This window comes from Micromonospora sp. NPDC004551 (assembly GCF_040609975.1).
Lineage (GTDB): Bacteria > Actinomycetota > Actinomycetes > Mycobacteriales > Micromonosporaceae > Micromonospora.
The window spans coordinates 143,851-159,647 of sequence record NZ_JBEXLM010000003.1; the positions used below are offsets into that span (position 1 = coordinate 143,851).

A 15,797-nucleotide genomic window follows, 5' to 3' on the forward strand; every position below is an offset into this window, starting at 1 on the left:
TTCGCCAGGTCCCCGCAGCCGGCGACGGTACGGCGGCCACCGGACGAGGATCGAGAAGGTGCATCTCAAGAGCCTGACGGTGAAGGGTTTCAAATCCTTCGCCTCCGCGACGACGCTGAAGCTGGAGCCCGGGATCACCTGCGTGGTCGGCCCGAACGGCTCCGGCAAGTCCAACGTCGTCGACGCCATCGCCTGGGTGCTCGGCGAGCAGGGCGCCAAGGCACTGCGCGGCGGCAAGATGGAGGACGTCATCTTCGCCGGCACGGCCGGCCGGGCACCCCTGGGCCGGGCCGAGGTCACGCTCACCATCGACAACACCGACGGCGCGCTGCCGATCGAGTACACCGAGGTCTCCATCACCCGCCGGATGTTCCGCTCCGGCGAGAGCGAGTACGAGATCAACGGCGACTCCTGCCGGCTGCTGGACATCCAGGAACTGCTCTCGGACTCCGGCATCGGCCGGGAGATGCACATCATCGTCGGGCAGGGCCGGCTCGACGGCATGCTGCACGCCAAGCCGGAGGACCGGCGGGCGTTCATCGAGGAGGCGGCCGGAGTCCTCAAGCACCGCAAGCGCAAGGAGAAGGCGCTGCGGAAGCTCGACGCGATGCAGACCAACCTCAACCGCCTCACCGACCTCACCGCCGAGCTGCGCCGCCAGCTCAAGCCGCTGGGCCGGCAGGCCGAGGTGGCCCGCCGGGCCGCCGCCATCCAGGCCAACCTCCGCGACGCCCGGCTGCGGCTGCTCGCCGACGACCTGCACACCCTGCGTACCACTCTGGACCGGGAGATCGCCGACGAGACCGCGCTGCGCGAGCGGCGCGAGCAGATCGAGGGCGAGCACGGCGAGGTGCAGGCCCGCCTCGGTGAGCTGGAGGCGGCCCTGGCCGAGGACGCCCCGCTGCTCGCCGCGGCCCAGGACACCTGGTACAAGCTCTCCGCGCTTCAGGAGCGGTTCCGCTCCATCGAGCAGCTCGCCCGGGAACGGCTGCGGCACCTCAGCGCCACCGGCGACGACGAGCGCCCGGGCCGCGACCCCGAGCAGCTGGAGGCCGAGTCCCGGCGGGTCCGCGAGCAGGAGGAGGAGCTGCGGGCGGCGCTCACCGAGGACCAGATCCGGCTCGCCGAGGCGGTCGAGCACCGCCAGGAGCTGGAGCGGCAGCTCGCAGCCGCCGAGCGGGAACTGGTCGCCGCGGCCAAGGCCATCGCCGACCGGCGCGAGGGGCTGGCCCGGCTGACCGGGCAGGTCAACTCCGCCCGGGCCCGCACCACCAGTGCCGGCGAGGAGATCGAACGGCTCGCCGCCGCGCACACCGACGCCCTGGCCCGGGCCGAGAAGGCCCAGGCCGACCTCGACGCGGTCGCCGAACAGTCCACCGAGGCCGACCGGGACAACGCCGACCTGGACGCCCGGCACGCCGAGGCGGTCGCCGCGCACGAGCAGGCCCAGGCCGCCGTACGCGGCCTCGCGGACGCCGAGCGCGCCGCCGAGAAGGACGCGGCGACCTGGAAGGCCCGCGAGGAGGCACTGGCCCTCGGCCTGCGCCGCAAGGACGGCGCGGGCGCCCTGCTGGCCCGTGCCGACCAGGTGCCCGGCCTGCTCGGCAGCCTCTCCGGGCTGCTCACCGTCGCCCCGGGCAACGAGGCGGCGCTCGCCGCCGCGCTCGGCGGACTCGCCGACGCGGTCGCGGTCACCGGGGTGGACGAGGCCGTCGAGGCCATGCGCCTACTCAAGATCTCCGACGCCGGCCGCGCCGGCCTGCTGGTCGGCAGCCCCGCCGGCCCCGGCATGGCCGGCTCCGCCGACGCGCTGCGCCCGAAGCTGCCCGACGGCGCCCGGTGGGCCCCGGACCTGGTGGAGTGCTCCGCCGAGATCCGCCCGGCGGTGCACCGGGCGCTGCGCGACGTGGTGCTGGTCGACGACCTCGCCGCCGCGGCCGAGGTGGTCGCCGGCAACCCGGAGCTGCGCGCGGTCACCCCCGACGGTGACGTGGTGGGGGCCTACGCGGCGGCCGGCGGGTCGGCCAAGGCGCCCAGCTACATCGAGGTGCAGGCGGCCGTCGAGGAGGCCCGGACCAACCGGGCCGCCGCCGAGCGGACCAGCGCGGAGCTGCGCGAGCAACTGGTCGAGGCACGCGCCGAGGTGGCCGGCGCCAAGGAGGCCGTGCAGCACGCCGCCGCCGCCAAGCGGGAGGCGGAGAGCCACCGCAACGCCGCCGCGCGCCGCCTCGCCGAGCTGGGCGCGGCCGCCCGGTCGGCGAAGGCCGAGACCGACCGGCTCGGCGAGTCGCGGGCCCGCGCCGAGGCGGCCCGGGAACGCGACCTGACGGCCCTCGCCGAGCTGGAGGAGCGGCTCCGGCTGGCCGAGGCCACCCCGCTCGACGCCGAACCGTCCACCGAGGAACGCGACCAGCTCGCCGCCATGGTGCCGCAGGCCCGGCAGAACGAGATGGAGGTCCGGCTCGCCGTGCGTACCGCCGAGGAGCGGGTCTCCTCGATCGCCGGCCGGGCCGACTCCCTCGCCCGCCAGGCGACCGCCGAACGGGCCGCGCGGGAGCGCGCCGCCGCCCGGCGCGCGGCCCGCACCCGGGGCGCGGAGATCGCCCGGGCCGTGGTCGGCGGCGCCCGGGAGGCGCTCACCCGGCTCACCGTCTCGATCGCCCGGGCCGAGGAGCACCGCGACGAGGTGGCCCGCGAGCGCGCCGCCCGCGAGGCCGAGCTGTCCGAGGTACGCGGCGCGGCCAAGCGGCTCGGCGCCGAGCTGGAGCGGCTGACCAGCCAGGTGCACCGGGACGAGGTGGCCCGCGCCGAGCAGCGGCTGCGCATCGAGCAGCTGGAGGCGAAGGCGGCCGAGGACTTCGGCCTCGACGTGGCCACCCTGATCGCCGAGTACGGCCCCGACCAGCTCGTCCCGCCCACCGACGCGGATCTCGCGGCGGCGGAGAAGGAGGGCACGCCGGTGCCCGACCCGGTCCGCTACGAGCGGCCGGTGCAGGAGAAGCGGGCTGCCAAGGCGGAGCGGGAACTGGCCCTGCTCGGCAAGGTCAACCCGCTGGCGCTGGAGGAGTTCGCCGCGCTGGAGGAGCGCTACAAGTTCCTCTCCGAGCAGCTGGAGGACCTGAAGGCCACCCGCCGGGACCTGCTCACCGTGGTGAAGGACGTCGACGACCGGATCCTGGAGGTCTTCGCCAGCGCGTTCGAGGACACGGCGCGGGAGTTCGAGCAGGTGTTCACCGTGCTCTTCCCCGGCGGCGAGGGGCGGCTGGTGCTCACCGACCCGGAGGACCTGCTCACCACCGGCGTCGAGGTCGAGGCCCGGCCGCCCGGCAAGAAGATCAAGCGGCTGTCGCTGCTCTCCGGCGGCGAGCGGTCGCTGACCGCGGTGGCCATGCTTGTGGCGATCTTCCGCGCGCGGCCCAGCCCGTTCTACATCATGGACGAGGTGGAGGCGGCCCTCGACGACGTCAACCTGGGCCGCCTGATCACGCTGCTGGCCCAGCTCCGGGAGAAGAGCCAGCTCATCGTGATCACGCACCAGAAGCGCACCATGGAGATCGCCGACGCGCTCTACGGCGTGACCATGCGCAGCGGGGTCACCCAGGTGATCAGCCAGCGGCTCAACCGGGCCGACGACGAGGGTCAGGAGAACAGCGAGTGAGTCGGGAACGCGCCACGGCGCTCCTGGTGGACTTCGACGGCGTACTGCGCCACTGGGACCCGGCGGTGGCCGCCCGGGTCGAGCGGGAGTACGGGCTCAGCGAGGGTGTCCTCGGCGAGATCGCCATGTCCTGGGGGCTGCTCCAGCCGGTGCTGACCGGGAAGGTCAGCCACGCCGAGTGGATGACCAGCGTGGCCGACGCGCTCACCCCCTCGGTCGGCGACCCGGCCCGGGCCCGGGCCGCCGTGGAGGCGTGGCAGCGCTACCGGGGCGAGGTCGACCCCGACGTGCTCGCCTTCATCCGGGAGGTCCGCTCGGCGGGCGTGCGGGTCGGGCTGGGCACCAACGCCACCGATGTGCTGGACGCCGACCTGGCCGCGCTGGACCTGACCGACGAGCTGGACGTGGTGGTCAACTCCTCGGTGGTCGGCGTGCACAAGCCGGCGAAGGAATACTTCCAGGCGGCCTGCGAGGCGCTGGAGACGCCGCCGGCCCGGGTGCTGTTCGTCGACGACGAGGACCGCGCGGTGGCGGGCGCCCGGGTGGCCGGGCTCTCCGCGCACCGCTGGAGCGGCCCGGCCGACCTGCGCTACCTGCGGGCCGCGCTGGCGTACTGACCCCGGCGGGTCAGTCGCCGGTGACGCCGTCGATCCGCTCGCGGATCAGGTCGGCGTGGCCGTTGTGCCGGGCGTACTCCTCGATCATGTGCACGTAGACCCAGCGGACGTTCATCTCGTCGGCGCCGCCGTCGCGGCGGGCGCGCAGGAAGGTGTGGTCCAGCGACAGGCCGGCGACGGCCCGGCGGGCCGCCTCGATCTCGGCGCGGAGGGTGGCGAAGGCCTCCGCCGGGTCCGCGTCGGCGATGGCGTTCAGATCCGCGTCCGGGTCCTCGGTGTAGTCGTAGAGGCCGGAGATGTCCTCCCCGGCGGCGCGGACGCGGAACCACCAGCGCTCCACGTCGGCCATGTGGCGGACCAGGCCCAGCAGGGTCAGGGTGGACGGCTCGACACTCGCCGTCCGGAGCTGCTCGGCGGTCAGGCCGGTGCACTTGTGCAGCAGGGTGTCGCGGTGGTAGTCGAGCCAGCCTTCCAGCATGGTGCGCTCGTCACCGACGTAGGGCTCGTGGCTGCGGTCGATCTCGGGTGCTCTCCAGGTCATGCCGGGATGGTAGGAGGGCCCCCGGCGCCACGCGAGGCGTTAACCGGGGACTCTTCCTCAGCTCAGGGCACGACCACGACCGGCCAGCGGCCGGTGCGGACCAGCCGGGTGGCGACCGAGCCGACGAGCTTGTGCCCGGCCTGCTCGGACGACCCGACCACGACCAGGTCGGCGCGGTGCTCGTCGGCCGCCCTGGCCAGCTCGGCGTACGCGTCGCCGCGCCGGCACAGGAAGGTCACCGGCAGGCCCAGCTCCTCCGCGCCGCGCCGGCACTCCTCGCGCAGCTCGGCGGCCAGCTCGTCCTGGGTCTGCTGCACCGCGCCGGCCACCACGCCGGACATGATCGCGGTGTACGGGGACGGCGAGCTGACGAAGACGACCACCAGGCCGGCGCCCTGCCGGCGGGCCAGCCCGGCGGCGTACGAGGCGGCGCGCAGCGAGGTGCGGCTGCCGTCGACGCCGACCAGCACCACCCGGGGCCCGTCCGTGCCGCGTTCGAACGGCAGCGGCCGGGCCTCCGGGCCGTACTTCTCACGCTCGGGGGCGTCCATCGGGTCAGTCCCGCCCGCCCGTGCGTACCACCGGGGCGCCGGCGCCGGCCGCGACGGTCGACTCCCGCTCGACCTCGGCGGAGATCGCGTCGCTGTTGTTGCGGCGCAGCGGCACCTCCTTGATGAACACCACCGCGAGCAGCGCGATCAGCCCGAACGGGGCGGCGGCCAGGAAGATGTCGCCGGCGCCGTGCCCGTACGCGGCCTCGACGACCGCGCGGATCGGTGCGGGCAGGGTGTGCACGTTCGGCAGGCTACCGCCGCTGCCGGAGCTGGAGGCCGGGATGCCGAGACCGGCGAGCCCCTCGGCGAGGTAGTCCTTGACCTTGTGGCCGAGGATGGCGCCGAGCGCGCTCACGCCGATCGCGCCGCCCAGGCTGCGGAAGAACGCCACCACCGAGCTGGCCGCGCCGAGTTCGTGCGGGCCGACGGTGTTCTGCACGGCCAGGACCAGGTTCTGCATGGTCATGCCCAGGCCGAGGCCGATCAGCGCCATGAAGACGGCGAGCCGCCAGTACGGGGTGTCCGCCCGCATGGTGCCCATCAGCGCGAAGCCGGCGGTGAGCAGCACCGAGCCGGTGACCAGGTAGCGCTTCCAGCGGCCGGTGTTGGTGATGATGCGGCCGACCACGGTGGAGGCGATCAGCAGGCCGAGGATCATGGGCAGGGTCATGAGGCCGGACATGGTCGGGCTCTCGCCGCGGCTGATCTGGAAGTACTGGCCGAGGAAGACCGAGGCGCCGAACATGCCCACGCCGACCGCGATGCTGGCGATCACGGCGAGGGTGATGGTGCGGTTGCGGAACAGGCGCGGCGGGATCATCGGCTCGGCGGCCCGGTTCTCGACCCGGAGGGCGAGTGCGCCGAGCAGCACGGCGCCAGCCACCATGACGGCGCTCTGCCAGGACATCCAGTCGTACTTGTCGCCGGCCAGCGTGACCCAGATCAGCAGCAGCGAGACGGCCGCGGTGATCAGCGTGGCACCCCACCAGTCGATCTTCGCCTCGCGCTTGACCACGGGCAGGTGCAGGGTCTTCTGGAGCACGACCAGGGCGAGGATGGCGAACGGCACGCCCACGTAGAAGCACCAGCGCCAGCCGAGCCAGTCGGTGTCGACGATGACGCCGCCGATCAGCGGGCCGCCGATGGTGCCCACGGCCATCACGGCGCCGAGGTAGCCGCTGTACCGGCCGCGCTCGCGCGGGGCGATCATCGTCGCCATGATCACCTGGGCCAGGGCGGTCAGGCCGCCCGCGCCCACGCCCTGCACCACCCGGCAGGCGATGAGCTCGCCGGTGGTGTGCGACTGCCCGGCCAGCACCGAGCCCAGCACGAAGATGCCGAGGGCGAGCTGAACGAGGACCTTCTTGCTGGTGAGGTCGGCGAGTTTGCCCCAGATCGGGGTGGTCGCGGTGGTCGCCAGCAGGGTCGAGGTGACCACCCAGGTGTACGCGGACTGGCCGCCGTGGAGGTCGGTGATGATCCGCGGCAGCGCGTTGGAGACGACCGTGGAGGAGAGGATCGCGACGAACATGCCCAGCAGCAGGCCGGAGAGCGCCTCCAGGATCTGCCGGTGGGACATGTCGACGGCGGTCGCCCGGGTGGGCGCTGTCGCCTGCGTCATCGTGGAATGCCTCCGGAAAAGACGGGGGAACAGTTGCTTCGGGCAACCGTATGGCTTGGTTGCCTCAAGCAACAACCGCACGTGGTGCAGGTCTTATTCCAGGGCGGATCCGGTCAGAAGGTCTCGTTGAACCGGTGCATGAGCCGGGCGAAGTCCTCGACGTCCTGTTTCGGCCAGGATTCAAGCGATCCCCGGATCTGTCCGAGTCGGGCCGCTCGCGCCGCGTCGAACCGGCGGGTGCCCTCCTCGGTCAGGCTGAGCTGGGCCGCCCGCCGGTCGGTCGGGTCCGGGTCGCGGCGGACCAGCCCCAGCGCCTCCAGGCCGCCGATCTGCCGGCTCAGCGTGCCCTTGCCGATGCCCAGCTTGGCGGCCAGGTCGGTGAGCCGGATCGAGCCGGACCGGCGCAACCAGAGCAGCAGCCCGTAGGCGTTCGGCTCCAGGTTGGGATGCACCTCGCGGGCGATCTCCCAGGACAGCGCGCGCCCACGCCGCAGCAGCGCGGTCAGTTCGTGCTCCACGGCGCGCAGGCTCTCGTCCACGCTGAGAGGGTACTCACACCTCGTCGCTGAGCCGCTGGCGCGCCACCGTGCGCAGGTGGCCGTCGCTGGTGGTGCCCTCGATGACCACCTCGGCCGTCCGGCCCTCGTGGGTCAGCGTGGCCACGGCGTTGCCGAAGTATGGTCCGGCCAGCTTCTTCCAGCGCACCGGCGGGCGGCGCACCCCGGCCGAGCGGGCCAGCGCCCGGGCCGCGCCGGCCGGCCCCGGGTTCCAGCCCAGCCGCATGAGCGGGCGCATCCCGGCGGGCACCTGGTTGTGGATCGGCGAGCAGGTGAGCTGGTGCACCGGGGTGCGTACGCTCCGATCGGCGAACCGGGCCCGGGCCACGTACGAGTGGTGCACGTCCCCGGAGAGCACGCTGATCGAGGCCGGCCGCGAGTACGCCGGGCCCGCCCCGACCCGGGCACCCTCGCGCGGCGCCGTGCCGCTGCCCAACCGGACGAACAGCTCGCCGAGCGCCTCGAAGGAGCGCCGGAACGAGGCCCAGTGCTCCAGGTCCCAGGCCCGGCGCATCTGCTCGGCCAGCTTCGCGACCCAGGGCCGGCGGGAGTCGGCGAGCTTCTCGTTCCACGACTCGACGTGGTGGATGCCGGGCGGGAGCAGCCACGGCAGCGAGGCGCCGACCACCAGGTGGTCGTAGACGCCGTGCGCCCGGTCCAGGAACCAGGACCACTCGCCCGGCGGCAGCATCGCCCGGCTGCCGGAGTCGAGCACCCGGCTGGAGCGGTTGTCCAGCATGACCAGGCGGGTCCGCCCCAGGTCCAGCGCGTAGCTCCACTGGTACTGCACGGCCCGCCAGCGCTCGGTGTCGTGCGCCACGTCGGCCTCCTGGTCGACCCGCTCGCCGAACTCGTGCAGCACCCCCGTGGCGTCCTCGGCGGCGCTCACCTTGGCGAAGACCGGGTCGGCGGCGATCTCGTCCGGGGACAGGTTGCCCAGGTGCTGGTAGACCCAGTAGGAGGCCAGGCCGCTGCGGATCCGCTCCGCCCACCAGGGCTGCGTGCGCATGTCCGCCCGCCAGGACGCCGAGGTGTTCCAGTCGTCGATGATCTCGTGGTCGTCGAAGATCATCACGCTCGGCACGGTGGAGAGCAGCCAGCGGATCTCCGGGTCGCGCCAGGACTCCAGGTAGAGCTTGGTGTACTCGTCGAAGCTGACCACCTGGGTGGCCGGGGCGCCCTTCGGCCGGCGCCGCCGCCGCTTGAGCAGCCGGCGCACGGTCGGCGAGGTCTCGTCCGCGTAGACCTGGTCGCCGAGGAGCACCAGCAGGTCGGGCAGCGCGTCCGGGCCGGGGGCGGCGATCAGCCGCCGGGCGTACGCGTCCAGCGCGTCCGGGGGCAGCCGGCGGGCGGTGGCGTGCTGGGTGGTCTCCCGGCAGGAGCCGAAGATCAGGTTCACCGGCTGGTCCCGGTCGTCCGCCGCCCGGGTCCGGATCACGCTGGCCGGGAAGCCGCTGTCCGGCACCGGCCAGGCCACCTCGTCGTCGATGAGCACCTCGTAGGTGGTGCTGCTCGCCGGCGCCAGCCCCGACACGATCACGAGCGCGTAGTGGTGGTCGTACGCCGAGAAGGTGGGGGCGCTGCCGGAGGCGCCGTCGGCCGTGCGGACGGTGACCACCGCGGGGGCGCTGGTCTCCACCCAGACGGTGGCCCGGGTGTCCACGACACGGCGCAGCAGCGGGCCGATGAGCAGACGGGGACCGGTCACGGCGCACCTCCGACGAAGATCATCAGACCCTTCCTACCCGGCCGGCGGTTGCGGCACGCCTTCCAGCCGCGAGCGTACCCGCAGCTCGTTCACGTGCCGAGGCGGTGAGTGGGACGCCGTCGCCGGCATCTGACAGGATTTCGGGCATGAAGGAATACCTCCTCGTCGCACTCGCCCTGCTCGGCGTGCTGATCCTCGGCGGCCTCAGCCTCGTGGTGCCCCGGCTGCGCCGGCGCCCCGAGCCGCCGCTGCCGGAGACGGAGGTCGACACCCGGGCCGAGGAGGACCTGGCCGGGCCGCCGGTCGAAGCGGCGGAGTCGGACCTGCGCACCGGCGTGCTGGTCGAGCCCCCGCCGGTGGTCGAGGCGCCGCCGCTGCCCACCATCGAGGTCCCCGAGCCCACCGCCGGCCGCCTGGTCCGGCTGCGCTCCCGGCTGTCCCGCTCGCAGAACGTCTTCGGCAAGGGCCTGCTCGGTCTGCTCAGCCGGGACCGCCTCGACGAGGACACCTGGGAGGAGATCGAGGACAGCCTGATCACCGCCGACGTCGGCGTCGACTCCACCCGCGAGATCGTCGACCGGCTGCGCGAGCGGACCCGGGTGCTCGGCACCCGGTCGGTCGACGAGCTGCGCACCCTGCTCGCCGCCGAGCTGGTCAACGCGCTCGACCCGACGCTCGACCGGTCGCTGAAGACCGCCCCCAAGGAGGGCGTGCCGGCGGTGCTTCTGGTGGTCGGGGTCAACGGCGCCGGCAAGACCACCACCTGCGGCAAGATCGCCCGGGTGCTCATCGCGGACGGCCGGACCGTGCTGCTCGGCGCTGCCGACACCTTCCGGGCCGCCGCCGCCGACCAGCTGGAGACCTGGGGTGGCCGGGTGGGCGCGGAGACCGTCCGCGGCCCCGAGGCCGCCGACCCGGCCAGCGTCGCCTTCGACGCGGTCAAGCGGGGCATCGACACGAAGGTCGACACGGTGCTGGTGGACACCGCCGGCCGGCTCCAGAACAAGATCGGCCTCATGGACGAGCTGGGCAAGGTCAAGCGGGTCGTGGAGAAGCACGGCCCGATCGACGAGACCCTGCTGATCCTCGACGCCACCACCGGCCAGAACGGCCTGGAGCAGGCCCGGGTCTTCACCGAGGTGGTCAACGTGACCGGCGTGGTGCTGACGAAGCTCGACGGCACCGCCAAGGGGGGCATCGTGATCGCCGTCCAGCGCAAGCTGGGCATCCCGGTCAAGCTGGTCGGCCTCGGCGAGGGCCCGGACGACCTGGCCCCGTTCGACCCGGCACAGTTCGTCGACGCGCTGCTCGGCAATGAGCCGATCGCCCGGGACGCGTAGCCTCGACGTGACGACTGACGATCGCGCCTACGCGGGGTGGCGCGACCCCAGCCACCCGTCGCCACGCCTCGGGAGACCGTACGTGACTTCGCAGGAGATTCCGCTCCACGGCGGGAACGTGAGCACCGTGGTCCGGGTGGGCGACACCGTCCGGCGCAACGCCGGCCCGTGGACCCCCTCGGTCCACGCCCTGCTGCGCCACCTGGAATACGTCGGCTTCACCGGCGCGCCCCGCGCCCTCGGCATGGACGAGCGCAACCGAGAGGTCCTGTCGTACCTGGAGGGGGAGTGCGGGGAGTACCCGCTGGCCCCGCACTGGGTCACCGACGAGGCCCTGGTCACCGTGGCGACCATGCTGCGGATGTTCCACGACGCCCAGTACGGCTTCACCCCGCCGCCGGGCGCCGTCTGGCGCTCGTTCGGCCCGCCCCCGCCGGACACCGAGGTGATCTGCCACCACGACGCCGCCCCGCACAACGTGATCTGGCGGCCGGACGGCACCCTCGGGCTGATCGACTTCGACCTGGCCTCGCCCGGCGCCCGGATCTACGACGTGGCGTACGCGGCCTGGACCTGGGTGCCGATCTTCTCCGACCGGGACTCGATCACCCTCGGCTGGAAACACCCGGACCGGCCGCGCCGGCTGCGCCTCTTCGCCGACGCCTACGGGCTGATCCCCCGCGACCGGCACCGGCTCATCCGCACCATCCGCAAGCGGATCGTCGACCACGTCGAGGGCATCCGGCGGATGGCGGCGGCCGGCGAGCCGGCGTTCGTCCGGATCGTGCACAAGGGCCACCTGCGCCGGCCGATGCGCGACCTGCGGCTGCTCGACTACGAGCGGCACGCCCTGGAGTACGCCCTGCGCTGACGCGCATGATCGTCGTTCTTCACACGCCGGAAACAACCCGTCACGCGTCGGAAATCGAGCGGTGTCGGTGAAGGAAACAGCCGCCGAGCAAGCTTCCGCGCAACCGGCGTACGGGCGACGCTGCCCCGGAAGCCGCGAAGGAGGACTTCACCTTTAGGAGGCCAGCGTGCCTGAAGCACCGACGATCGACGGCGGCAACACCGTTTGGCTGCTGGTGTCGACCGCCCTCGTGCTGCTCATGACCCCGGGCCTGGCGCTGTTCTACGGCGGGCTCAACCGGGCCAAGGGCGTGCTCAACATGATGATGATGAGCTTCTCCGCCATCGGGCTCATCTCCGTGCTGTGGTGGTTCTACGGTTTCAGCGTCGCCTTCGGGGCCGACGTCAACGGTTTCTGGGGCGACCCCGCCGCGTACCTCGGCACCAAGACCTTCCTGGCCGAGACCGACCTCTGGGGCGCCACGGCGGACAACCCCAGCGGCATCGGCATCCCGCTCTACGTGTTCATGGCGTTCCAGATGGTCTTCGCGGTGATCACCGTCGCGCTGATCAGCGGCGCGATCTCCGACCGGGCCAAGTTCGCCGGCTGGCTGCTCTTCGCCTTCGGCTGGGCCACCCTGGTCTACTTCCCGGTCGCCCACTGGGTGTGGGGCGGCGGCATCATCGGCGCCAAGCTCCACGCGCTCGACTTCGCCGGCGGCACCGCCGTGCACATCAACGCCGGCGCCGCGGCGCTCGGCGTGGCCCTGGTGCTCGGCAAGCGGGTCGGCTGGCCCCGCGAGGGCATGAAGCCGCACAACATCCCGCTGGTCGCGCTCGGCGCCGGCCTGCTCTGGTTCGGCTGGTTCGGCTTCAACGCCGGCTCGGAGCTGACCGTCGACTCGGTCGCCGGCCTGGCGTTCCTCAACACCCAGCTCGCCACCGCCGCCGCGGTGCTCGGCTGGCTGGCCGTCGAGTGGATCAAGGACGGGCGGCCGACCATGGTCGGCGCCTCCTCCGGCGCCGTGGCGGGCCTGGTCGCCATCACCCCGGCCTGCGGTTTCATCGCCCCGTGGGCGGCGGTCCTGCTCGGCATCGTCGCCGGTGCGGTCTGCGCCCTGGCCATCAGCCTGAAGTACCGGCTCGGCTACGACGACTCCCTCGACGTGGTGGGCGTGCACTTCGTCGGCGGCTGGATCGGGTCGCTGTGGCTCGGTCTCTTCGCCACCAACTCGGTCAACGGCGCGATCAGCGACGTGGTGGGCGCCTCCGACGGCCTCTTCTACGGCGGCGGCCTGACCCAGCTGGGCCGGCAGGCCCTGGCCGGCCTCATCGTCACCGTCTGGTCGGCCGGCGTCGCCTGGTTGCTCGCCGCCGGCATCGAGAAGACGATCGGCTTCCGGGTGGCGGCCGAGGCCGAGGTCGACGGCATCGACGTCGCCGAGCACGCGGAGAGCGCGTACGACCTGTCGCCCGCCACGGGCGGCAGCGGCGGGGGCGCGTTCGCCATGGCCGGGATCGGCGCCGCGAGGCCGGCCCCGGAGCCCACCGACCCGGCGGAGGAGCCTGCCGAGCCGGTCAGCGAGAAGGTCGCCGGTTAACGTTCCTGGGATGGAGGGGTTGGACATGAAGCTGGTGACCGCGGTCATCAAGCCGTACCAGCTGGACGCGGTGAAGGAGGCCCTGCACGCCCTCGGCGTGGCCGGCCTGACCGTCAGCGAGGTCCAGGGCTACGGCCGGCAGAAGGGGCACACCGAGGTCTACCGGGGTGCCGAGTACACGGTCGAGTTCCTGCCCAAGATCCGGGTCGAGGTGCTCACCGACGAGATGGACGTCGACAAGATCGTCGACGCCATCGTGGGCGCCGCCCGTACCGGCAAGATCGGCGACGGCAAGGTCTGGGTGACCGGCGTCGAGGAGGTCGTCCGGGTGCGCACCGGCGAGCGCGGGCTCGACGCCCTCTGACGCCGGATCCGACCGACGTGACCTCGTTGACCACGACGACCGGCCCCACCGGGGACGGCCCGCTCGCGGTCAACGAGGTCGCCGGCGTACCCGGGGGGATCGGCGCCGAGGCCCGCGCGGCCCGCGCCGACGCCCTGGACGCCTGGCTGCGCGGCATCTTCCCGGCGCGGCAGGGGATCGCGCTGGTCGCGGTCGGCGGGCTGGGCCGGCGGCAGTGTGCGCCCTACGGCGACCTCGACCTGGTGCTGCTGCACGCGGGGGTGCCCGGCATCGACGACCTGGCCGCCTCGCTCTGGTACCCGATCTGGGACGCCGGGCTGCGGCTGGACCACTCGGTACGCACCGTCGCCGAGGCGCTGTCGGTGGCCCAGGACGACGTCAAGGTCGCCCTCGGCCTGCTCGACGCCCGCCACGTGGCCGGTGACCCGGTGCTGGCCGACCAACTCGTCCGCACCGCCGCCGACCACTGGCGGCGCACCGCCGTCCGGCAGCTCCCACGGCTCCGGGAGATCACCACCGCCCGCTGGGAGACCCACGGCGAGCTGGCCTTCCTCCTGGAGGGCGACCTCAAGGAGGCCGCCGGCGGGCTGCGCGACGTCGGCCTCCTCCGGGCCATCGCCACCGCCGGCGTCACCGACGCCCTCCGCCCCGCCGTGCACGCCGCCCACCGGCGGCTGCTGGACACCCGGGACGCCCTGCACCAGCAGGTCGGCCGCCGCGTCGACCGGCTCGTCGCCCAGGAGCGGGACGGCGTCGCCGCCCTGCTCGGGCTGCGCCAGCCCCCGACCGGGGACGCGGACGCCGAGGCGGTGCCGGTCGGTGACGGTGACGCGCTGCTGCGCCGGGTGGCCGGGGACGCGCGGACCGTCAGCCACGCCCTCGACGACGCCTGGCGGGCCGCCGACCGGCTCCGCGCCGGCCGGCACCGGACCGCCGCCGGCCGGCCCCTGCGCCGCCCGGTCGCCCGGGACGTGGTCGAGCAGGACGGCGAGCTGGTGCTCGCCCGCACGGCGATCGGCGCCCGCCCCGACCCGAGCCTGTCGCTGCGGGTGGCCGCCGCCGCGGCGACCACCCGCCTGCCCATCGCCCGGGCCACCTGCGAGTGGCTGGCCGCGTACTGCCCGCCGCTGCCCGCGCCCTGGCCGCCGGCCGCCCGGGCCGCGCTGATCACCCTGCTCGGCGCCGGTGCCGGCCTGGTGCCCGCCTGGGAGACCTGCGACCGGTACGGCCTCATCGACGGCTGGCTGCCCGAGTGGACGCGGCTGCGCAGCCTGCCCCAGCACAACCCGGTGCACCGGTTCACCCTCGACCGGCACCTGGTGCAGGCCGCGTACGAGGCGAGCCGGCACACCCGCGACGTGGACCGCCCCGACCTGCTGCTGCTCGGCGCGTTCCTGCACGACATCGGCAAGGGGCTCCCCGGCGACCACAGCACCGTGGGCGCGCCCCTGGCCGAGGCGGTGGCCACCCGGATCGGGCTGCCCGACGACGAGGCGGCGCTGATCGGCCGGCTGGTCCGGCTGCACCTGCTGCTGCCCGACGTGGCCACCCGGCGCGACCTCTCCGACCCGAAGACCGTCGCCGGCGTCGCCGAGCGGGTCGGCGACACCACCACCCTGGAGCTGCTGCACGGCCTGGTCCGGGCCGACGCCGCAGCCACCGGGCCGGCCGCCTGGTCGGAGTGGAAGGGGCGGCTGGTCGCCGAACTCGTCGCCCGGGTGCGGAGCGCCCTGGACACCGGCGTGGTGCCCGCCCCGCCGGCCCCCGACCCGGCGCTGGTCGCCGGGCCGCTGCCGGTCGTACACCTCGGGGAGGACCGGGTGTCGGTGGCCGCGGCCGACCGGCGGGGGCTGCTCGCCACGGTGGCCGGCTGCCTGGCCCTGCACCGGCTGGAGGTGGTCTCCGCGGACGCCGCCACGGTCGACGGCCGGGCCCTCGTGCAGTGCCGGGTGCAGCCGCGCTACGGCCTGGCCCCGGACCCGATCGCGCTCAGCGCCGACCTTCGGCGCGCGGTCGCCGGCGACGTCTCGGTCACCCAGCGGCTGCGCGGCCGGGCCCTCGCGGCGCGCGGCCAGGGCGCCGCGCCCCGGGTGGTCTGGCACCGCGAGGCGGCCACCGACGCGGTGCTGCTGGAGCTGCGCGCCGCCGACGCGGCCGGGCTGCTCTACCGGGTTACCTGCGCCCTCGACGAGGCCGGCGCCCAGGTGCGGGCCGCCCGGATCTCCACCCTCGGCGGCGACGTGGTGGACGCGTTCTACCTGGTCGGCGGCTGGCCGTCACCCGCCACCCGCGACCGCATCGAGGCCGCCGTCCTCGCCGCCGTCTGACTACGTCCGGGGACGTAGTCAGAAAGCCGCCGCCGGGGCGACGTGCCGGGGCCCGCCCGG

The 15,797-nt window shown here is 74.0% G+C and carries 12 protein-coding genes; 7 read left to right on the forward strand and 5 right to left on the reverse strand.

The features are described from left to right. The first annotated feature begins 58 nt into the window (after positions 1-58). Both smc and ABZW14_RS06100 read left to right on the forward strand, forming a co-directional pair. Positions 59-3,658 carry a chromosome segregation protein SMC gene (smc, locus tag ABZW14_RS06095; protein ID WP_355340562.1) on the forward strand — a complete coding sequence of 1,200 codons (3,600 nt, stop codon included), beginning with the start codon at positions 59-61 and terminating at the stop codon, positions 3,656-3,658. Beyond that, entirely contained in the window at positions 3,655-4,275 is a 621-nt protein-coding gene (locus ABZW14_RS06100) for an HAD-IA family hydrolase (protein ID WP_355340565.1), read from the forward strand. The genes smc and ABZW14_RS06100 overlap by 4 nt, the downstream gene beginning before the upstream one ends. A 10-nt stretch (positions 4,276-4,285) precedes the next feature. Here the strand turns inward: ABZW14_RS06100 and ABZW14_RS06105 are convergent, their stop codons facing one another. From ABZW14_RS06105 to ABZW14_RS06125, 5 genes are all read right to left on the reverse strand, one after another. Beyond that, positions 4,286-4,816, reverse strand: a complete 531-nt coding sequence (locus tag ABZW14_RS06105; RefSeq protein WP_355340568.1) for a DinB family protein — start codon at positions 4,814-4,816, stop codon at positions 4,286-4,288. A gap of 62 nt (positions 4,817-4,878) precedes the next feature. Next, a complete protein-coding gene (locus tag ABZW14_RS06110; RefSeq protein ID WP_355340571.1) occupies positions 4,879-5,367 on the reverse strand; it encodes a universal stress protein in 489 nt (162 codons plus the stop codon). A 4-nt stretch (positions 5,368-5,371) separates the two neighbouring features. Continuing rightward, positions 5,372-6,991 carry an MDR family MFS transporter gene (locus ABZW14_RS06115; protein WP_355340574.1) on the reverse strand — a complete coding sequence of 540 codons (1,620 nt, stop codon included), beginning with the start codon at positions 6,989-6,991 and terminating at the stop codon, positions 5,372-5,374. 113 nt (positions 6,992-7,104) lie between these two features. Next, on the reverse strand, positions 7,105-7,530 hold the full coding sequence (locus tag ABZW14_RS06120) for a MarR family transcriptional regulator (protein ID WP_355340577.1): 426 nt from the start codon (positions 7,528-7,530) through the stop codon (positions 7,105-7,107). A gap of 13 nt (positions 7,531-7,543) precedes the next feature. Then, entirely contained in the window at positions 7,544-9,256 is a 1,713-nt protein-coding gene (locus ABZW14_RS06125; RefSeq protein ID WP_355340580.1) for an alkaline phosphatase D family protein, read from the reverse strand. Between the two features lie 146 nt (positions 9,257-9,402). Between ABZW14_RS06125 and ftsY the strand changes: the two genes are divergently transcribed. The 5 genes from ftsY to ABZW14_RS06150 all read left to right on the forward strand — a co-directional run bounded on the left by ftsY (position 9,403) and on the right by ABZW14_RS06150 (position 15,737). After that, positions 9,403-10,596 carry a signal recognition particle-docking protein FtsY gene (gene ftsY, locus ABZW14_RS06130; RefSeq protein WP_355340583.1) on the forward strand — a complete coding sequence of 398 codons (1,194 nt, stop codon included), beginning with the start codon at positions 9,403-9,405 and terminating at the stop codon, positions 10,594-10,596. Further along, positions 10,571-11,467, forward strand: coding sequence for an aminoglycoside phosphotransferase family protein (locus ABZW14_RS06135; protein WP_187399608.1), 897 nt, complete (start codon positions 10,571-10,573; stop codon positions 11,465-11,467). Before ftsY ends, ABZW14_RS06135 begins: the two co-directional genes overlap by 26 nt. Positions 11,468-11,633: 166 nt before the next feature. Continuing rightward, positions 11,634-13,046 carry an ammonium transporter gene (locus ABZW14_RS06140; protein ID WP_355340586.1) on the forward strand — a complete coding sequence of 471 codons (1,413 nt, stop codon included), beginning with the start codon at positions 11,634-11,636 and terminating at the stop codon, positions 13,044-13,046. Between the two features lie 25 nt (positions 13,047-13,071). After that, positions 13,072-13,410 (forward strand): P-II family nitrogen regulator, encoded by a 339-nt coding sequence (locus ABZW14_RS06145; protein WP_013284578.1) that lies wholly within the window; start codon positions 13,072-13,074, stop codon positions 13,408-13,410. Positions 13,411-13,427: 17 nt separating this feature from the next. Then, positions 13,428-15,737: a [protein-PII] uridylyltransferase gene (locus ABZW14_RS06150; protein WP_355340589.1), complete on the forward strand. Its 2,310-nt coding sequence runs from the start codon at positions 13,428-13,430 to the stop codon at positions 15,735-15,737. Positions 15,738-15,797: the final 60 nt, after the last annotated feature.